This is a genomic window from Marinobacter sp. DY40_1A1, assembly GCF_016597815.1.
Classification (GTDB): domain Bacteria; phylum Pseudomonadota; class Gammaproteobacteria; order Pseudomonadales; family Oleiphilaceae; genus Marinobacter; species Marinobacter xiaoshiensis.
Genome location: NZ_VCHA01000006.1, coordinates 84,207 through 103,291, shown reverse-complemented (window position 1 = coordinate 103,291; position 19,085 = coordinate 84,207). Strand labels below are relative to the sequence as shown.

Genomic DNA, 19,085 nt, shown 5'->3' with positions numbered 1-19,085 from the left:
GAACCCATCCCTGGGGGCTTGGTCTTGCCATCCTTGGCAAGACACAGTCTGGGAAAGCAGGCCCTCACCGCGTTCATCGAATTACCAGTTAATTCAGGGGGCAAAACCCATCAAAACTCAACTGTCATCCAATAAAGGCGTTCGCCCAAAACTTCGTCTCTACCGGCGCTTCATCGACTGGAAGAACTCGTCGTTGGTCTTGGTATCTTTGAGCTTGTCGAGCAAGAACTCGATGGCCGCAGTGTCGTCGTCCATGGAGTGCAGAAGCTTACGCAGAATCCACACACGCTGAATGTCCGCCTCGGTCATCAGCAGGTCTTCACGGCGCGTGCCGGAACTGCGGATGTTGATAGCAGGATACACACGCTTTTCAGCAATTTTGCGATCCAGGTGAATCTCCATGTTGCCTGTACCCTTGAACTCCTCGTAGATCACTTCGTCCATTTTGGAACCCGTGTTCACCAGAGCCGTTGCAAGAATTGTCAGGCTACCGCCCTCTTCTACGTTACGGGCCGCACCGAAGAAGCGCTTGGGCTTTTCCAGAGCATGGGCATCTACACCACCGGTCAACACCTTGCCTGAGGATGGAATAACTGTGTTGTAGGCGCGAGCAAGACGAGTGATGGAATCCAGAAGAATTACCACGTCCTTTTTGTGCTCGACCAGACGCTTGGCCTTCTCGATGACCATTTCAGCAACCTGAACGTGACGCGCAGGTGGCTCATCAAAGGTGGAAGCAATCACTTCGCCGCGCACCGTGCGCTGCATTTCGGTAACTTCTTCCGGGCGCTCATCAATCAACAGAACAATGATGTGACACTCAGGATGATTACGCGCAATAGACTGGGCAATACTCTGCATCAGCAGGGTTTTACCAGCCTTGGGTGGCGATACAATCAAACCACGCTGGCCTTTACCGATAGGCGCAACCAGATCCAACACGCGGGAGGACAGATCCTCGGTGCTGCCGTTACCGGTTTCCAGTTGCATGCGCTCGTCAGGAAACAGCGGTGTCAGGTTTTCAAACAGGATCTTGTTACGGGCGTTGTCCGGCTTGTCGAAGTTGATCTCGCTAACCTTCAACAGGGCAAAGTAACGCTCACCATCCTTCGGTGGGCGGATTTTGCCGGCAACAGTATCACCGGTGCGCAGGTTGAAGCGGCGGATCTGGCTTGGGGAGACGTAAATGTCGTCTGGTCCCGCCAGGTAGGAGGCATCGGCAGAGCGAAGAAAGCCGAAACCGTCCTGCAGAATTTCCAGTACGCCGTCGCCAGATATGTCTTCGCCGCTTTTCGCATGCTTCTTCAATATAGTGAAGATAACATCCTGTTTCCGCGAACGTGCCAGGTTATCGAGGCCCATCTCTTGCGCGATTTCGAGCAATTCGGGCATGGAGTTCTGCTTGAGTTCAGTAAGATTCATAGGTTATTAGATTTTCAGGAATGGAATTAAACGGAAGTTGGTATGACAGGGGCGCCCCTGAACTGATTGTGTAATTCATTGTCGAAACAGATGCTGGCCAGATGAAACAACCGGTGCGAATGAAAGCCGGAAAAAAACAGAAGCCAGTATAGAGTGGGTACAAACGTTCGTAGGGCGAGACCGATAATCATCTACCTTGCTGGCCAATGTCAAGGCCACTGTCCAAATTAAAGCCAATTTTTCGGACGAAATGCCTTCACGCACCGCCCTGAGCCTCCCCCTGATGGGTTACTCCCTTCCATTCACCGCTTCTGAAAGGGATACTGGCAGTCAATATTTTTCCTGTGATTTTCGGAGCAGATTCTCATGAGTAGTGAACTCACCAGCAAACTCAAACCTCTCAATATCGCGATTCTTACAGTCTCCGATACCCGCGGGTTTGATGAAGATTCCTCCGGTCAGTTTCTTGAAGACAGTGTTGTTGAGGCCGGGCACAAGCTGATATCAAGGCGCATACTGCCAGATGACATCTACCTGGTTCGGGCGGCTATGTCGTCCTGGATTGCAGATGCGGATGTTCACGTGGTGATCATCACCGGTGGCACCGGATTTTACGAGCGTGACAGCACCCCGGAAGCGGTTGCTCCACTGCTGGACAAGCGTATTGAAGGATTTGGCGAAGAGTTCCGGCGCCTCTCGGCATCTGAAATCGGCTCCTCGACGATCCAATCCAGAGCTTTTGGCGGCCTTGCGAATCACACGGCTATTTTCTGCTTGCCCGGTTCCACTGGAGCCTGTCGCACGGGCTGGAATGGCATTCTGAGCTCCCAACTCGACAGTCGCCACGGCCCCTGCAACTTTTCATCACTGGTCGGCCGTAAACCAGAGCGCGCTATTGAGCGCCTCCAGGAAGTCATTGGTAATCGCGCCGAACGCTAATCTGAACACGGAGAGAAAACCATGGCAGGCAATCTGACACCGGTTGATGAGGCTATCGCTCACCTACTGAGCAAAGCGCCGGTGATTACGGAAACCGAGCTTTTGCCCCTCACAGAGAGCCTGGGCAGAATACTGGCACAGGATTATCGAGTGCCGGCGGATGTGCCGCCAGCGGATAACAGTGCGGTGGACGGCTACGCTCTGCGGGCTGAGGATTATGTGCAAGGGCAGGCTATTTCAGTATCTGACCGCATCCCCGCTGGCTCAGCTCCCAGCCCTCTGCAACCCGGGACTGCTGTTCGCATCTTCACCGGCTCCGAAATTCCAGCTGGTGCGGACACAGTTGTCATGCAGGAGCGGGTCGAGGTTACAGATAGTGGCATTCTCATCGACGGTGAAGTAAAGGCAGACCAGAATATACGCAGGCGTGGCCAGGATCTGGCCCAAGGCAGCCTGGGCCTGGAACAAGGCATTAAGATCCGACCCCAGGAAATGGGTCTCCTGGCCTCCATCGGTGTCGCCGAAGTAACTGTGGTGAAAAAACTGCGGGTGGCGATTCTGTCAACAGGTGATGAACTTGTAGAGCCGGGGCTTCCCCTGGGCCCAGGCCAGATTTACAACTCCAACCGCTTCACCCTACTCGGTCTTTTGGCAGAAGCCGGCTGTGAGGTGGTGCTGTGCGAAACCCTCCGGGATACTCGCTCTGCTACCCGGGAAACCCTAGAACGCGCAGCTGCAGCGTCGGATCTCGTTATTACGAGTGGCGGTGTCTCTGTCGGTGAGGAAGACCACGTGCGAGCCGTGCTGGAAGAATCCGGCCAACTGTCTCTGTGGCGTATGGCGATCAAACCTGGCAAGCCGCTGGCATTTGGCTCGATCAAAGGTACGCCTGTATTCGGCCTGCCAGGAAACCCGGCTTCAGTGCTGGTGACCTTTATGATGGTGGGGATGCCTTACATCCGTACCTGCCAGGGGCGTCTGCAAATTCACCCGGTGGGTCAGCAGGTACCTGCTGCATTTAATATTACTTCACCCTCGGCGCGCAGAGAGTTCTTGCGTGCGCGTACAGAATCCGTTGACGGCAAAGTTCAGATCGCCGCGTATGCAAATCAGAGTTCTGGCATGTTGAGCTCTGCCTGCTGGTCCGCTGGGCTTGCGGTGGTTCCGGAACACGCCTTGGTTGCAGAGGGCGACTTGCTGACTTATTACCCATTCACTGAATTGTTGAGCTGACATGACTGACCAGACCCTGACCGTTCGTTTTTTTGCCCGCCTCCGGGAAGAGTTGGGCACTGAACAACTCACGCTGCCGGCAGAAAAGAATCAGACAGCTGGCGACCTGCTTGCAGTGCTGGCAAGCCGCGGCGGTCCCTGGGCACAACTGCAAGGCAACCAGCCGGTGATGATTGCAATCAATCAGGCTATGGCTAAGCCCGCCGCAGCCGTGAAGGCCGGCGATGAGGTTGCTTTTTTTCCACCGGTAACCGGGGGTTAATATGATAAGCATCCAGACTGACGATTTTGATGCTGGATCTGAATATGCCGCACTGCGCGACAGTGGCGCGGGCACTGGAGCTATTGCTACGTTTACCGGGCTAGTGCGGGACCACGGCGACACACTGGATGTATCGGGGTTGTTTCTGGAGCACTACCCGGGCATGACAGAACAGGTGATTGCCGGCCTTATTGAAGAAGCCTCCCTGCGCTGGGATGTGCGTAAAGCGCGGGTAATTCATCGGGTAGGCAGGCTGTTACTGCAGGAGCAAATTGTGTTCGTCGGTGTGTGTAGCGCTCACAGGGCAGATGCATTTGCAGCTTGCGAGTTTATTATGGATGCCCTGAAAACTTCGGCGCCTTTCTGGAAAAAAGAGCTTGCTGAGGCTGGCGAACATTGGGTAGAGCAAAAAGCTTCAGATGTTGCTCGTGGTGAGGCTTGGGACAAGTAGTCCCGAACCTCGCTCAAGCCAGACAGATACAATAACGGATAACCCCCGCATCCTCTTCCCGAACCCATTCGATCCTGTGGCCTGCGATATCGCACAGCGCCTGCAAATCCTTGCGCGCCGTGGGATCATCCGCAAGGAATTCGACCAGTGTCCCGCAAGACAAACCCTGAACCCGCTTTTTAAAGCGTAAAACAGGAAGGGGGCACACCAAACCGATAGCATCGATTTGGTGTACTTCTGATCGCTCAGTCAAGGCGCACGCTCGTTGCGCTGCTGCCCTGCTCAGCCGATGACCACCCAAACTGACCGAGTACCATCGGGGCAGCGGTGGCAATCAACAGCGAGGCGACAAATGCAGAAATCATAACCTTCACGACGCTTCTCCTTTACTTTGCTTGGCCTCCACCTCAGCCACCCACAAATCGTGATGCTGGCGCGCCCATTCCACATCAACCTGGCCGCTACCCATCGCGTCGAATGCACCTTCCATGCCTACGGTACCAATGTAGATGTGAGCAATAATGGCTAGCATCATTGCGAATGCCACGACCGAGTGCCAGATGTTGGCAAACTGCATCTCTTCATGCGGTGTCAGAACCGTATCGAACTCTGTCCCCAGGACACTGTTTATCACACCAAAGGTATCGGCAAACATGGGTAACTGAAATGGGAACAACAACGACAGGCCCGTCAGTGAAACCGAGAAACCCAGCACCATAACGGTCCAGAAAACAATTTTCTGCCCAGCGTTGAATTTCTTTGCAGAAGGGTGGGTTTTGGTGAAAATACCGCCGCCCGCCTTGATCCACTGCCAATCAAGCTTGTCAGGAATATTGTGAGCTACCCACATAACAAACGTCATCACCAGACCAATCATAAAGGCCCAGGAAATATTGTTGTGAACCCACTTGGAGCCAGCGGCCAAAGTTGCAAATACCTCGGGGCCCAGTACAGGGATCAGGAAGCTCCGCCCCATCAAAGTGATGAGCCCGGTTATAGCCAGCGCAATAAATGAGCCCGCCAATAACCAGTGGCCAAACCGTTCGACAGCTTTGAATCGCTGAATCGTGGTACCTGCAGGGCCGCCATCGATCATGATTTTGCCGCGAATAAAGTAAAACACCACAAGCAAGGCAAGAAAACACAAAAGCGCGCCGCCACCATAATTGATGACAGGCCCTTCGCGAAGCTTCAGCCAGGTCATGCCACCATCCTGGATCATAACGTCAGCTGCAGGCCCTCGAGCCTGTGTGCGGGCGTCAAAATTGTTATAGCGAATGGCACGATATGTGTCTGACCTGGAAACCCCGCCGCGCGTACCTAAATGATCGCTGATCGGCGCCGCATTGGCCGGGTTACCCAGATTTTCAGACCGGAAAGCCCCGTCAACTTTCAGCTTCTGCTGACGAGCCATAATATCTTCCAGGGTTTGAGCACCCCCGGTTGCAGAGCGGTCAATCCCCGGGCTCTCTTGTGCCCAGGCATGACCGAACGAAAGCGTCACCAATACCAGAAAGGCGGCGCCCAATAATTTTATATTCATCAGAGCACTCCAGCGAAAGCCACAAGAAGAAGTTCGTGCCTCAAGAAGTTCCAGGGCCCTTTCGGGCCCTGAACACTCAGGCCAGTTTATGCACCCTTCTTCTCATAGGCTGTGCCCCATCCCCAGGCGCCGGAGCCAAAACCACGGCTCACGACACGCTGGCGATAGATGTCCGCCACCTCGTTACCGTCACCGGCCAGCAGGGCTTTGGTCGAACACATTTCCGCGCAGAGGGGAAGTTTGCCCTCGGCAATACGGTTGCTTCCGTACTTGGCGAACTCGGCTGCCGAATTGTCTTCTTCAGGACCGCCTGCACAGAAGGTGCATTTATCCATCTTGCCCCGGCTGCCGAAATTACCCGCTTGCGGGAATTGAGGCGCACCAAAGGGGCATGCGTAGAAGCAATACCCACAACCGATACAAAGATCCTTGGAGTGCAAAACGATTCCGTCTTCGGTCTGGTAGAAGCAGTCAACCGGGCAGACAGCCATACAAGGCGCGTCTGAGCAGTGCATGCAGGCAACCGAGATCGAACGCTCGCCCGGCTTACCATCTTCGATGGTTACCACGCGTCGACGGTTAATACCCCAAGGGACTTCATTCTCATTCTTACAGGCCGTTACGCAGGCATTACATTCGATGCAGCGTTCGGCGTCGCAAAGGAATTTTGCGCGTGCTTGTCCTTCAAGTGCCATGGTCTACACCTCTTGTTATGCCGGCATGATCGAACACAGGGTGGCTTTGGTCTCTTGCATCTGCGTGACCGAGTCATACCCGTATGTTTGAACAACGTTTGTAGATTCACCCAGAACGTAGGGGTCAGCGCCTTTGGGATACTTATCCCTCAGGGATTTACCCTCCAGGTGTCCGCCGAAGTGGAACGGCATGAACGCTACGCCTTCGCCGACACGCTCAGTTACCAAGGCCTTGACCTTGATACGACCGCCCTCCGGCCCGGATACCCAAACGTCGTTACCATCACGAATGTTCAGGTTATTCGCATCACGCGGATTCACCTCAATGAACATGTCCTGTTGCAATTCGGCCAGCCATGGGTTGGAGCGCGTCTCATCGCCACCACCTTCGTACTCGACCAGTCGGCCGGAAGTCAGAATGATGGGGAAGTCCTTACTGAAGTCCTTCTTCTGAATGGACTCATACAAGGTCGGCACGCGCCAGAACGTCTTGTCCTCATAGGTTGGATAGTCAGCCACCAGGTCGCGACGTGTTGTGTACAGTGGCTCGCGATGCACCGGCACCGGATCCGGGAAGTTCCAGACCACGGTGCGCGCTTTGGCATTACCGAAAGGCGCACATTCGTGCTTGATGGCCACGCGCTGGATACCGCCAGACAAGTCGGTCTTCCAGTTGGTTTCAGGACCGGCCACAGCATCAATGCTGGCCCGCTCTTCAGCGGTCAGATCACCGTCCCAACCCAGATCCATCAACATCTGCATGGTGAACTCGGGATAGCCGTCCTTGATGCCCGAATTTTTCGAGTAAACGCCTTCAGCCAGCAGGCTCTCACCGTTGCGCTCTACACCAAACCGGGCGCGGAAAGTGAGGCCACCCTCGGACACCGGCAGGGACATATCGTAAAGGTTCGGTGTTCCCGGATGATTCATCTCTGCTGTACCCCAGCATGGCCAGGGCAAACCATAGATATCCCCATCACAAGGCCCACCATTTGCACGGAGGGTGGTCCTGTCGAAGTGATGCTGGTACTTCATGTGCTTCTTGAGACGCTCAGGCGATTGGCCTGTGTAGCCGATGGTCCACATGCCACGGTTGAATTCACGAGTGATGTCTTCAATAACTGGCTCATCACCTTCAATCGCAATGTTACGAAACAGGCGATCGGTGAACCCGAACTTGTCTGCAAACAGCTTTATGATTTCGTGATCAACCTTCGAGTCGAACAGTGGTTCAACCACTTTTTCGCGCCACTGGAGCGAGCGGTTGGATGCGGTTACAGAACCACGGGTCTCGAACTGAGTAGTTGTTGGAAGCAGGTAGGCGCCGTCTTTGCGATCGTGCAACACCGCTGAAACGGTCGGGAAAGGGTCCACTACAACCAGCAGGTCGAGCTTCTCCATAGCCTCCTTCATTTCCAGCATACGAGTCTGTGAGTTTGGCGCATGGCCCCAGAGCACCATGGCCCGGGTGTTGTCCGGCTGCTCGAGGTTTTCCTTTGCCTCCAGAACACCGTCGATCCAGCGAGACACCGGAATACCCTTCTCGTTCATCATGGCTCTGGATTTGCCGTTTTTGTCCCACACAGCAAATCGGTCTTTCAGCCAATCCTTATCTTCTTCCCAGACTCGCGTCCAGTGGGCCCAGGCACCAGCGCTCAGGCCGTAATAGCCAGGTAAGGTGTCGGCCAGTACACCAACATCGGTGGCGCCCTGAACGTTATCGTGACCGCGAAAAATGTTAGTGCCGCCGCCAGAAGTGCCCATGTTGCCCAATGCCAACTGCAGAATGCAGTAAGCACGCGTGTTGTTATTACCGTTACTGTGCTGGGTACCACCCATACACCAGATCACTGTGCCAGGGCGGTTATTAGCCAGGGTGCGGGCTACACGCTCAAGCTGCGCGCCCCGGACGCCAGTAACGCGTTCAACCTCTTCCGGATCCCAGCGTTTCACTTCTTTGCGGATTTCGTCCATACCCCAGACGCGGGTGCGGATAAACTCTCTGTCTTCCCACTTATTCTCGAAGATGTGCCAGAGGAGACCCCAGACCAACGCCACGTCTGAACCAGGGCGGAAACGCACAAACTCATCAGCATGAGCTGCGGTACGTGTGAAGCGCGGGTCGCAAACGATCAGCGGTGCGTTGTTTTCTTCCTTAGCTTTCAGGATATGCAGCAACGACACAGGGTGCGCTTCGGCGGGATTACCCCCAATGATGAAAATCGCTTTCGATTTGTGAATATCATTGTAGGAGTTGGTCATCGCGCCGTAACCCCAGGTATTGGCTACGCCGGCGACCGTTGTCGAGTGGCAAATCCGGGCCTGGTGATCAACGTTATTGGTGCCCCAGTACGCCGCGAATTTGCGGAAAAGATAGGCTTGCTCATTATTGAACTTGGCGCTGCCAAGCCAGTAGACAGAGTCGGGTCCGCTTTCCTCGCGGATCTGAAGCATCTTGTCGCCAATTTCGTTGATTGCCTGGTCCCAGGGAATTTTCTGCCACTGGCCATTGACCATTTTCATGGGGGACTTGAGGCGGCGTTCGCCATGGGCATGCTCACGCACTGAAGCACCTTTCGCACAGTGTGCACCCAAATTGAAGGGGCTGTCCCAGCCAGGTTCCTGACCGATCCATACGCCACTTTGAACTTCAGCTTCGACGGTGCAGCCTACCGAGCAGTGCGTACATACCGATTTTTTACGAACGACTTCGCTGCCACTGGTCGATGGAGCTGCAGCTTCAACTCTCCCCGACGTCAGCGATAAAGCCGCCATGCCACCCACCGCAACACCGGAAGCCGTCAAGAATTGACGGCGATCCAACGTCTTCGCAGCGAGAGATGAAAGCAAAGAGCCTGCACGGGAGCGTTTCGCTACCCCGTTGGTCTTCTTCCTTAACATGTCTCTTACCTCTCTCTTTATTATTCTCGTTTTCTCTGGAGGTGTGGTCATTCAAGAGCATCACGCAACCTTGAATGATTCACGCATCCTTAAAAGCGAGCCGATTCGAAATACTTACGTGTGTGTTCAGTGCTACGCAGGCCGCGGCTTTTCGGTACGTTTTGGTTAACGACCTCGGCTGCGGCATTCGGTGCAACCGCCATTGCAACGGCAGCCGGAGCTGCAACTGCTGCCATTTTCAGGAAATGGCGACGGCTGTTTTCACGCTTCGGGTTGTCCATAGGACACCTCCCCACGGGTTAAGGAATCGCTCAGATTCCGGTTACTGAATTGCAAAAGCATCTGCTTCTATAGCCATAAAGGCCCGCCCGAGCGAGCCCACAGGACCATAGAAGATGGCGCTTTGCGCTTCTTCCAAATCCGTAAAAAATAGTTCCGCCCACTTTGCCAGGTGTGCGTCAAAAAAAGCTTTTTGCGATGGCAGGTCACTGTCGCAGGGAAACTCGCCGGTAATGATGCCGGCCATGATTTCGCACAGGGTTCCGATATGATCTTCAGGCTCTTTTACATCGCTGCGGGCTTTGATACCCCTTGCCATGAGGTCAGCACGCAGTTCCGCAAGCGGCTTTTCGTTCAAAAAGCCAGTCAGATAGTAACTGGTGTAAGGAAGTAATTCACCGCGGCCAAGCCCGACAAAAAGATTATTGTACTCACGTTCAGCGTCATAGGGATTCGTCCGCTCCGCAAGCACTGCCAGGTTTTTGGAAGCCCCGCCCAAAGGGGTGTCATCACCCTGCAATGACGCCAACCCTTTCAGTAGCTCACTCGAGGGTGGGCCGGAAAGCAAAACCCCAAGCAACTGATAAATCTGAGCGCGGGCACGATCTTCATCAGTTATCGAACGCGGGCACTGTATTTCTGCAGTGTTAGTCAAATCGTGTTCCTTTAATTTTTATCTGCAATCTGCACTATCAGTCTAGTACACACAATGAGCTAGTGGTGAATTTTGCTGTAGCTCGCCAATAACTGAAATCTTTGCCGTTAATCGTCGAAACGCATTCGGGGCCGAAAGCGTGGTGCCTGACTCTCATCCAATTGATTCGGTTCGTTTTTCACCTGTCGCGCCACAGCAACCTCTGATTGAGCAGAAGCGTTCCCGGTTTCAAGGCGAACGTCTGGCTTAGGGGGTTTGACAACCTCTGGAGGTCTGACATTATCCACAATGCCAGCCGGCTCTTCAGCCTGATCCTCAATTGATTCGTCGGCTTTTTTGGCTCTATCGATGAACCCCTGTCCAACCTTGTACAGGGTCTTCGCGCCTTTTATCGTAGGACCTGATGCAGTGAAGTCTTCATCGTAATCATTAAGGCCATCCAGCACCGCAAGCACAGGGTTGGATTTCCATAGCGCCCGGAGGGCTTTGCGACGCAAGAGATCGGGGATTTCTTTTCGCATGAATCCGGTGATGTCGGTGCCCAGCTTGATGGCGTCCGGGTCTGGCAATCCGTACTTCGCAAGCACTTCATGCTCTGGCAGGGCCTCATTGATAGCGAGTTCCTGCGCCTCTGGTGATGGCTCGGTTGCAACGACCGGAGTAGCCGAAGACTCCGGTTGCCTGGCAGCTTCTGCTTTTTGACGCGACCAACGCTGTAAACGTGACTCGGCCATTACTGAAGCCTCGGTTTTTTGATGTTGGCAGGTGCGCGATAGACATCACTCTGCTGACGGATACGTGGATCGCCTTTCGCATCTTCAGACCCATCAACACGAACCTCGTCTCGGCGGCGTTTCTTGAAAGGCTCCTCTATATAGTGCATGTCGACAAACTCCATAATCCAGGCCGCAAGAGACTCTGGAATGGGAACTGCTTCGACAATACTTTCGCCACTATCGAGAGAATCCAGCGCTTCATGGGCACTGGCGGTGACGGTACTGACAACCCAGCCAGATGGCGATTGGCTCGTGACATCCCTGTCCATTACGATCCACACAGAAGGAGTCGCCATATTCAGGGATACCAGGTAACCCTCAACATCGGCGCGAAACAGCTCCATCGTGACTGTGCCAGCGTGATAATCGACCACTTCCCCTTCGCGCACCAGCTCCTTCCAGAAGGCTTCCGGCGCACCCGGGATCACAGCTACCGGTTTCCAGATCTCTCGCACCCAGCGCGTCACCCCCGGTGACCTGCGAACAACGGCGCCTACCTGTAATTCGCGTCTCCAATGACCTGTCCGACTACTCATGGCAATTCTCATTGTTTTCTTGTAAGCCCAAAATAGCAGGGCCCCAGCGATTATCCAACTGTCCAAAAGTAAATGGCTGTGGCATGCTCGATTAGCAAATTCGGTGAGAGCATGTAAAAAACAACGAGAGAGTCAAACTCCTGATGACGGCATACAAGACCCTACTTTTATGTAGTTGTGACAAGACACAGTCTTTTGATCCAAAGGCACTTCAGAAGGCCGCCGCTGCGACGCAGGTGATTGCAGTGGATCAACTGTGTGGCACAGAATTAGGCGTCGCCGCTGAACATCTCGGTGCAGACAATGAGGTGCTCATTGCATGCAGCCAGCAGTCAGCCCTGTTCGAACGCCTGTCTGAAGACCTGTTCGCCGAACATAATCACGCCGCGCCTTTCCATACTATTGATATCAGGGACAGAGCCGGCTGGAGCGCTTCCAATGCAAAGCCAGAGCGCCAGCATGCCAAGCAGGCCGCTCTGATTGCCGCTGCCCAACTGCCGTCGCCCATAGCACCGTCGAAAACCATTGAGTCCAACGGCATCTGCTGCATTGTCGGCCCCACCGAGCAGGCCATCAGAATGGCCGAGCTGGTTCAGGACGAGCTGGGAGTTACCTGCATTGTTAATGATGCCGGTCCGATTCAACTGCCCTCCGCGGCTTACGATGTTGCAAAGGGTCAACTGACGAGCGCCTACGGCGCACTTGGCAATTTCAAACTGGAGTTTGCCCGCTTGCAAACCCTGAACCCGGCCGGGCGGGGTGAATTGGGTTATGGCCAAACAAAGCCTACCGCCCGCAGCGAATGCGATGTATTTATCGACCTGAGGGGCGGTGCCCCGGCATTTCCGAGTCATGAGAAACGCAACGGCTATTTCTGGGCTGACCCTAAGAAGACTGGCGAACTGGAGCGCATAGCCCTGACAGCCCGGGAACGGGTTGGTGAATTCGAAAAGACCGTATATTTCAGATTGGAAGAATCCCTGTGCGCCCACTCCCGGGCCAGCAAACCCGGTTGTACACGCTGCCTGGATGTGTGCTGCACAGAAGCCATTTTTTCTGCAGGCGACCATATCCAGATCGATTCGGATATTTGCGCCGGCTGCGGAGCCTGCGCTGCCGTTTGCCCCACTTCCGCAATTACCATGAACGAAACCTCATTCGAGGCGATCACCAAGGTCGCGGAGGTGATGGCAAAGGTCTATCGGGAACATACCAGCGAATCTCCGCGACTGGTGTTTCATTCCCTGGATGCTGGAACAGAAGCCATTGCCAACCTGGCGCGATACGATGACGGGCTGGCAGATGACCTGCTGCCGATTGGGCTGGAGCATATAGACCGGATTGGCCATGCTGAAATAATGGCGGCATTCGGCGCCGGCTATGCCGAGGTGCTCATCCTGGCGGACAACGAATTGGATGAGCGGATGGTGGCTGCGGAAGTTGAACTGGCCCAGGCGCTGCTTCAGGGCACTCACAACTCGCCAAGCCGGGCACGGGTTATCTCCGCAATTGAACTTTGCGATGCCGGTGCCAATGCGGGGCGGGTGAGTGATCCTGTATTGCTGGTCGGCGGTCGCCGTGACATCACGCGAGTGACGGTCGCAGCCATGTCAGACAAAATTGAAGAGCCGATTCCGCTCCCGGCGGGCGCACCTTATGGAGCGATCGAAATTGATTCGGATAAGTGCACGCTCTGTCTGGCCTGCGTATCACTGTGCCCGACCGGCGCACTTGGCGATCACGGGGGCCGCCCGGAGGTTCAGTTTACGGAAAACGCCTGTGTTCAGTGTGGTATCTGCGACAGCACCTGCCCGGAAACGGCTATTACCCTGCAGCCCCGGCTGGATGTGTCCAAGGCAGCATTGAGCGCCCGGGTTTTGCACGGAGAAGATCCTTTCGAGTGCATTAAATGTGGCACTCCATTTGGCGTTGCAAGCACCATCAACCGAATCATCGAGAAGCTGGAAAACCAGCACTGGATGTACAAGAACTCTGACAATGTCCAGCTCATCAAGATGTGTGACGACTGCCGGGTCAAGGCTCAGTTCCATGGAGACAGCGCTCCCATGGCGGGCGGTGAGCGGCCGCGAATCCGAACCAGCGATGACTATCTGGACAGTTGATAACAACGGGATACACCATGGTCGAGTACACCGAAGTTGGTAAAAAACCGAATCTGATTGGAACGGACGCACCCCGGCCTCAGGACAAAAATCCCAGAGGCGTTGATCGCATCATCGCCATTGCTTCAGGCAAGGGTGGCGTTGGCAAATCCACGGTTTCGTCCAATCTGGCCGTTGCCCTGGCGTCAAAAGGTCTCAAGGTTGGCCTTCTGGACGCCGACGTATACGGCCCCAGCCAACCCCGTATGCTGGGTGTTTCCGGTCGTCCTTCCAGCCCGGATGGGAGCACCATTCTGCCTTTGAGAAATCACGGGGTTACCCTGATGTCCCTGGGACTGATGGCACCAGAGGATGAAGCCATAGTCTGGCGGGGGCCCATGTTGATGGGTGCGCTGCAACAGATGATGAACCAGGTAGAGTGGGGGCGACTCGATGTGCTGTTAGTCGATCTGCCGCCGGGTACCGGCGATGTTCAGATGACTCTGAGCCAAAAGTTTTTCGTTGCCGGCGCGGTTGTCGTATCAACACCCCAGGATATTGCACTGATGGACGCTCGCAAGGGCATTGATATGTTCAAGCGAATGGACGTGCCGCTATTTGGCTTGATCGAAAACATGGCCTCTTTCATCTGTGACGGGTGCAATAAAGAGCACCATCCATTCGGACATGGTGGTGCGCGGGCAGAGGCTGAAAAACTGGGTGCGCCTTTCCTTGGCGAGATTCCATTGGATCTGGATATCCGAATCGGTTCGGACGGCGGCGTTCCGATTGTGGTATCAAAGCCAAATAGTCCTCAAGCGATGAGTTTCCAGCGCATCGCGGATGAAATTGTTGCCTCCGAATTATACGCCCGGGCTATCCAATGACTGTATCACCCCAGTTCCCTCCTTTGCTCACCGGAGAAGTAGTGCCCAGGCATATCGATCCCTTTAACAAGGCGGTCAGCCGGGCCATCGCAGGTGTTGATTCAGGCATGGTATTTTACTCTGAGGCAGCCGACACCTTGCGGGCGGCGTTGGTGCTGGCACCGGAAACGACCCTGGAAGAGGCCGTTCAAGCAGTCTACGTTGCCCAGATAGGCCTTGCCGAGAGCCTTGGCGCTCTGGCGCCACCTGAAGTACCGGTGCATTTTCAATGGCCTGACCGAATCAAGGTCAATGGCGCCCTCTGTGGCAGCATTCGATTCGCTGCGGATGTTTCAGACCCTTTGGCTCATCCAAACTGGCTGGTCATCGGCATCACTGTGCCTTTCATTCAGGAGGCTAACGAGCCTGGAGATAATCCGGACGAAACCTGTCTTTACGAGGAAGGCTGCGTTGATATGACGCCCATGGCATTGCTGGAGAGCTGGTCCAAGCACACGCTTTTATGGTTGACGTATTTCATGGACAGTGGCTTTGAGCGCGTGCACAAGGAATGGCGGCCGCGTTGCGACACGCTGGGCAAGTCGGTGGAGCGGCCAAGGCCGGGCCTCTTTGTTGGCCTGGATGAAAAAGGCCGGATGCTGTTGCGTCAGGATGTGATGACCGAGACATTGAGCTTGATTGAATTCGCGGAGCACGTATGAAACTGGCCAGAACCCTGCAGCTGGATATATCCGACGAAAACGTATTTGAGAAACCTGCACCCAGCGGCGAATGGGCGATCTCCGGCGGCTTTGAGTTCTCTAACTGGTCTGAAGCGGAACTGAAGGGCAAAGCGCGCCAGGCCTTCAGTAATGGCTGGTACAGCATTGAGTCTGGCGGTCGCGCCAGCTTTGTTGGCGTGTGTAATATTACTGACGCGGAGCTTGAGCAGATTCGGGCCGCCCTGGCCCAGACATTTGTTGACCACTACGGAGCACCGGATTTTGACGCGGCCTACACTGTGGCCTGTGATGAGATCGATCAGATGCGAGCTATGTGCGAGGACTTCGAGGACAACACTCTGCTGATGGTCAGCCGCACGCTGACCGAGCTGGGTGTAGAGGAAACCTACCGTTCCCGGGCACCGCAAGATGCCTCACTCGAGGCATTTGCGGTCCATGGCAGCGTTGACTGATCAAAGCCCGAAGCTGCCGTATGGAATAAACCGTACAGGGGTGCCCGGCTCAATTTGCATGGCGGCCTCATCCAGCTCTACCAGGCCTTCAGACCAAGCCAGTCCGGTTACCCGACCAGAGCCTTCAGATCCGAATACCTCAACCTGCCCTTCCCGAATCCGGGCCCGCAGCATCTCACTGCGGCCTCGTTTTTTGTTCTTCGAAAAATTGGCCGGCACAAGATAACCCTGGGGTTCAAACCACTCCGCCCCGGCCAGCAAAGCCATCGCCGGTGCGCCAAACCTCAGCGCACAAACCCAGGCAGCCACAGGGTTACCCGGCAAGCCTACCACAGGTGTTCCTTGGTACATGGCAAGTGCCAGCGGTCTTCCGGGCTTGATAGCGATGCGCCAGTTGCTGATTTCGCCGTGCTCTTTCAGGGCTTCAGAAACCCGGTCTTCGTCACCGGCAGACACTCCCCCGCTGGTCAGGACCAGATCGCACTCCTCCGCTCCCCGCACCAACGCGGCCTTCACTTCTTCCGGGCGGTCAAGCACATGGCCAAGATCAACCAACTCATAACCAAGCTGCGTAATCAAAGCGCTCAGCATCGGGCGGTTGGCGTCGTATATCTGCCAGTCCGTAACCGCTGCGCCTACCGGCTTTACCTCATCACCCGTTGATAGCACGCCAACCCGTAGCCGGTTATACACATCAACTGATTCGACCCCCACACTTGCGAGCACCGAAATATGGGTTGGGTTCAGTCGGGTTCCCGCAGTGAGAATCTTGTCCTGAACCTTGATGTCCTCACCCGCTCTGCGGGCATTGGCACCGGCTTTCAAGGTGCCGTTCAGGTGCAACCGGCCATCGGTGATTTCGCTGTCTTCCTCCAGGACGACCGTATCCGTGCCGTCCGGAATGACCGCGCCGGTCAGAATCCGTATAGCATACCCCTCGGGCACTCGCTCCTTATAAGGCTCTCCGGCGGCACTGCGACCTTCCACGAGAGGCAGAATGCTGGGCACCTCCGTTAGCGGGCCGGCAAAGGCATAGCCATCAACCGCAGAGTTATCACTTGGGGGGTGAGCTCGCGGCGCATAAACGTCGCTTGCCAGAATACGTCCATTAATTTCTGCCAGCGGAACTGAGCGTTGCACATCCACTACGGGGTGCAAGCGTGACCGCAGCCGCTCCAGCGCCTCTTCGACCGGCGTCCAGTTAACTCCAGGGGGGAGTGCAAAACAGTCGTTACGAAGCATACTCATGGATTTTGTGCATCCGATGGTTTGGTATCCGAGGATACCGACGGTGGCTTTTCACGGCTCAGAACAAAGTCTGCAATAGCGGTTACATCGTTTACGTCGAGCACGGGTCCCTGAAAGTCAGCCGGGTAGTCTGCAGCAACAGCCACAATGCTTTTATCTTCTCTAAAAAGAGGCGAGCCCGAACTTTTCCGGCGATGAACCTCAATTTTAGGGTGTGTGTGTGTTTTGAAACCCTCTACTACTACCCAGTCACACGACCCCAGGCGAGCCAGCAATACATCCAGCGTAGGCTCTTTGGCTCCCCGGAGTTCGTGCATGATGGCGAAACGCTGACCACCGGCCAGGATGACCTCCTGGGCGCCAGCTTCGCGGTGTTTGTAGCTGTCAGTACCAGGCTGATCCACGTCCACCATGTGATGGGCGTGCTTGATCGAGTTGACGGTTAACCCTCTGCCGGAAAGCTCACGAATTAATGCACTGGCCAGAGTGGTTTTTCCGGAGTTTTTCCAGCCCACGATGCCGATAACATTCACTTGAGATTTTTCTCCGCCCAGGCCAGGTCTTCTGGCGTATTGATGTTGAAAAAGTCGCCTTCATTAAAAACCACCAGAGTTTCGCCCTGGGTTTGAGTCCACTGACGGATTTTGCGCACTCCGTCGTTCAGCGCTGCTCGCAATTCATCCCGCAACGAGACCCGCCAGCGGCCAAAGGTCGGCTGGGGCAGTCGACCGCGCACCGGGTCTGGCGTGGCAGCCAGCACCACAGGCGTATCGTACGCGGCCAGCCGGTCTGCCAGATTCCTGGGGAACGAAGGCGTATCAGCTGCGACGCTGATCAGCCATTCATGGCCCCGCTCCGCTGCCCAATCCATTCCCGCAAGAACACCGGCCAAAGGCCCCGGAAAGTCGCCGATAGAGTCGGGCACCACAGGTAAATTCAGGTCGTCGAACCGGCTCAGATCCCCGTTGGCATTCAGTACAATAGCCTCAACCTGCGGAGAAATTCGCTCAATGACACGGTCAATTAATGACTTGTCGCCCAGCATCAGGCGACCTTTGTCGCCACCGCCCATCCGATTTGCCTGGCCACCTGCCAGAATAACCGCGCACTCAGTCATGCACTGCCCCTTTTCGACGCTGTTTTTTGTCTTCGTCCGGCACCAGGGACAAATCCTGGTCAAACACCAAGCGATGCTGGCCACTGAGGCAGGTAAATTTCTTGCCTCGCATCCGCCCGATCAGCGTCAACCCGACCTGCTGTGCAATATCGACACCCCAGGCCGTAAAGCCCGACCGGCTGATCAGGGTCGGGATGCCCATCAGCGCCGTTTTGATCACCATTTCAGAGGTTAAGCGCCCGGTGGTGTAGAGAACTTTGTCTGCTGCCGGGACACCGCTCAGGTACATCCAGCCTGCGATCTTGTCGACCGCATTGTGGCGCCCCACGTCTTCCATGTAGGCAAGGACTTTGCGGCCCTGACACAAAGCCGTGCCATGAATGGCGCCGGTTTCCATGTACAGGCTGGGCGTGTGGTTAATCTGGTAGGACAGATCGTAAAAGGTGCTGGTGTGTACTGGCGTGTCCGGCAGTGTCAGCCCCTCAAGCCCAGCCATCATGTCACCAAAAACCGTACCCACAGCGCAACCCGAGGTACGGGTTTTCTTTTCCAGCTTATCCTCGACATCGGTAACGCCCGCCGTACGAACCACGACAACTTCAAGTTCTTCGTCGAAATCAATCCCGGTGATCTGGTCGCTCTTTTTCAGCATACCCTGATTCAGCAAAAAGCCGAGCGCCAGATACTCCGGGTGATCGCCGATGGTCATGGCCGTGACGATTTCCTGGCTATTCAGGTAGATAGTCAGGGGCCGCTCTTCTATTACCCTGATTGATTTGCCCTGGCCGTTTTCATCAACACCCTCAACGGCACGGGACAGGCGAGGATCTTCAGGATCTGGAAGTATGAGGTCAATCGTCATGTT

Annotated in this window: 22 protein-coding genes; 8 read left to right on the top strand and 14 right to left on the bottom strand. The window is 55.2% G+C overall.

Translation table 11 applies throughout. The features are described 5' to 3' along the window. Positions 1-159: 159 nt before the first annotated feature. A complete protein-coding gene (rho, locus tag FFI61_RS15475) occupies positions 160-1,422 on the bottom strand; it encodes a transcription termination factor Rho (protein WP_200371659.1) in 1,263 nt (420 codons plus the stop codon). A 366-nt stretch (positions 1,423-1,788) separates the two neighbouring features. Between rho and moaB the strand changes: the two genes are divergently transcribed. Genes moaB through FFI61_RS15455 form a run of 4 tightly spaced genes read left to right on the top strand, consistent with a single transcriptional unit; the run spans position 1,789 to position 4,307 of the window. Then, a complete protein-coding gene (gene moaB / locus FFI61_RS15470) occupies positions 1,789-2,361 on the top strand; it encodes a molybdenum cofactor biosynthesis protein B (RefSeq protein ID WP_200203293.1) in 573 nt (190 codons plus the stop codon). A gap of 21 nt (positions 2,362-2,382) precedes the next feature. Then, complete coding sequence (gene glp / locus FFI61_RS15465) at positions 2,383-3,594, top strand: gephyrin-like molybdotransferase Glp (RefSeq protein ID WP_200203291.1); 1,212 nt, start codon at positions 2,383-2,385, stop codon at positions 3,592-3,594. Position 3,595: 1 nt separating this feature from the next. Continuing rightward, positions 3,596-3,856, top strand: coding sequence for a molybdopterin converting factor subunit 1 (gene moaD / locus FFI61_RS15460; protein WP_200203289.1), 261 nt, complete (start codon positions 3,596-3,598; stop codon positions 3,854-3,856). A 1-nt stretch (position 3,857) separates the two neighbouring features. Next, positions 3,858-4,307, top strand: a complete 450-nt coding sequence (locus FFI61_RS15455) for a molybdenum cofactor biosynthesis protein MoaE (RefSeq protein WP_200371657.1) — start codon at positions 3,858-3,860, stop codon at positions 4,305-4,307. Between the two features lie 13 nt (positions 4,308-4,320). Here the strand turns inward: FFI61_RS15455 and FFI61_RS15450 are convergent, their stop codons facing one another. From FFI61_RS15450 to FFI61_RS15415, 9 genes are all read right to left on the bottom strand, one after another. Continuing rightward, positions 4,321-4,560: a sulfurtransferase TusA family protein gene (locus FFI61_RS15450; RefSeq protein WP_200203285.1), complete on the bottom strand. Its 240-nt coding sequence runs from the start codon at positions 4,558-4,560 to the stop codon at positions 4,321-4,323. Next, positions 4,553-4,681 (bottom strand): hypothetical protein, encoded by a 129-nt coding sequence (locus FFI61_RS17990; protein WP_265091936.1) that lies wholly within the window; start codon positions 4,679-4,681, stop codon positions 4,553-4,555. The genes FFI61_RS15450 and FFI61_RS17990 overlap by 8 nt, the downstream gene beginning before the upstream one ends. Next, positions 4,678-5,850, bottom strand: coding sequence for a formate dehydrogenase subunit gamma (locus tag FFI61_RS15445; protein ID WP_200371655.1), 1,173 nt, complete (start codon positions 5,848-5,850; stop codon positions 4,678-4,680). The genes FFI61_RS17990 and FFI61_RS15445 overlap by 4 nt, the downstream gene beginning before the upstream one ends. 86 nt (positions 5,851-5,936) lie before the next feature. Further along, entirely contained in the window at positions 5,937-6,545 is a 609-nt protein-coding gene (gene fdh3B, locus FFI61_RS15440; RefSeq protein ID WP_200203280.1) for a formate dehydrogenase FDH3 subunit beta, read from the bottom strand. 15 nt (positions 6,546-6,560) lie between these two features. Then, positions 6,561-9,446: a molybdopterin-dependent oxidoreductase gene (locus tag FFI61_RS15435; RefSeq protein WP_227714975.1), complete on the bottom strand. Its 2,886-nt coding sequence runs from the start codon at positions 9,444-9,446 to the stop codon at positions 6,561-6,563. An 89-nt stretch (positions 9,447-9,535) separates the two neighbouring features. Next, a complete protein-coding gene (locus tag FFI61_RS15430; protein ID WP_200203278.1) occupies positions 9,536-9,727 on the bottom strand; it encodes a twin-arginine translocation signal domain-containing protein in 192 nt (63 codons plus the stop codon). A 41-nt stretch (positions 9,728-9,768) separates the two neighbouring features. Then, on the bottom strand, positions 9,769-10,380 hold the full coding sequence (locus FFI61_RS15425) for a molecular chaperone (RefSeq protein ID WP_200203276.1): 612 nt from the start codon (positions 10,378-10,380) through the stop codon (positions 9,769-9,771). 107 nt (positions 10,381-10,487) lie between these two features. After that, positions 10,488-11,114: a DUF3306 domain-containing protein gene (locus FFI61_RS15420; RefSeq protein ID WP_200371653.1), complete on the bottom strand. Its 627-nt coding sequence runs from the start codon at positions 11,112-11,114 to the stop codon at positions 10,488-10,490. After that, positions 11,114-11,692, bottom strand: a complete 579-nt coding sequence (locus FFI61_RS15415) for a DUF3305 domain-containing protein (RefSeq protein WP_200203272.1) — start codon at positions 11,690-11,692, stop codon at positions 11,114-11,116. The genes FFI61_RS15420 and FFI61_RS15415 overlap by 1 nt, the downstream gene beginning before the upstream one ends. A 245-nt stretch (positions 11,693-11,937) precedes the next feature. Between FFI61_RS15415 and FFI61_RS15410 the strand changes: the two genes are divergently transcribed. From FFI61_RS15410 to FFI61_RS15395, 4 genes are read left to right on the top strand one after another with little or no spacing between them, the layout of a single operon-like run. Beyond that, entirely contained in the window at positions 11,938-13,815 is a 1,878-nt protein-coding gene (locus tag FFI61_RS15410) for a 4Fe-4S binding protein (RefSeq protein ID WP_310965304.1), read from the top strand. A gap of 17 nt (positions 13,816-13,832) precedes the next feature. Next, the gene (locus FFI61_RS15405) at positions 13,833-14,681 is read left to right on the top strand and encodes an Mrp/NBP35 family ATP-binding protein (RefSeq protein WP_200203268.1); all 849 of its coding nucleotides are present in this window, start codon (positions 13,833-13,835) and stop codon (positions 14,679-14,681) included. Then, on the top strand, positions 14,678-15,382 hold the full coding sequence (locus tag FFI61_RS15400; protein WP_200203266.1) for a biotin/lipoate--protein ligase family protein: 705 nt from the start codon (positions 14,678-14,680) through the stop codon (positions 15,380-15,382). The genes FFI61_RS15405 and FFI61_RS15400 overlap by 4 nt, the downstream gene beginning before the upstream one ends. Then, positions 15,379-15,855 (top strand): DUF6505 family protein, encoded by a 477-nt coding sequence (locus FFI61_RS15395; protein ID WP_200203264.1) that lies wholly within the window; start codon positions 15,379-15,381, stop codon positions 15,853-15,855. Before FFI61_RS15400 ends, FFI61_RS15395 begins: the two co-directional genes overlap by 4 nt. Here FFI61_RS15395 and FFI61_RS15390 read toward each other — a convergent pair whose 3' ends face one another. Genes FFI61_RS15390 through fdhD form a run of 4 tightly spaced genes read right to left on the bottom strand, consistent with a single transcriptional unit; the run spans position 15,856 to position 19,082 of the window. Continuing rightward, entirely contained in the window at positions 15,856-17,103 is a 1,248-nt protein-coding gene (locus FFI61_RS15390; protein WP_200203262.1) for a molybdopterin-binding protein, read from the bottom strand. It abuts the gene before it with no gap. Further along, on the bottom strand, positions 17,100-17,636 hold the full coding sequence (gene mobB / locus FFI61_RS15385; RefSeq protein ID WP_200371651.1) for a molybdopterin-guanine dinucleotide biosynthesis protein B: 537 nt from the start codon (positions 17,634-17,636) through the stop codon (positions 17,100-17,102). Before mobB ends, FFI61_RS15390 begins: the two co-directional genes overlap by 4 nt. After that, positions 17,633-18,220 carry a molybdenum cofactor guanylyltransferase MobA gene (gene mobA, locus FFI61_RS15380; protein WP_200371649.1) on the bottom strand — a complete coding sequence of 196 codons (588 nt, stop codon included), beginning with the start codon at positions 18,218-18,220 and terminating at the stop codon, positions 17,633-17,635. The genes mobB and mobA overlap by 4 nt, the downstream gene beginning before the upstream one ends. Then, positions 18,213-19,082, bottom strand: coding sequence for a formate dehydrogenase accessory sulfurtransferase FdhD (gene fdhD, locus FFI61_RS15375; protein WP_200203252.1), 870 nt, complete (start codon positions 19,080-19,082; stop codon positions 18,213-18,215). Before fdhD ends, mobA begins: the two co-directional genes overlap by 8 nt. Between the last annotated feature and the right edge of the window lie 3 nt (positions 19,083-19,085).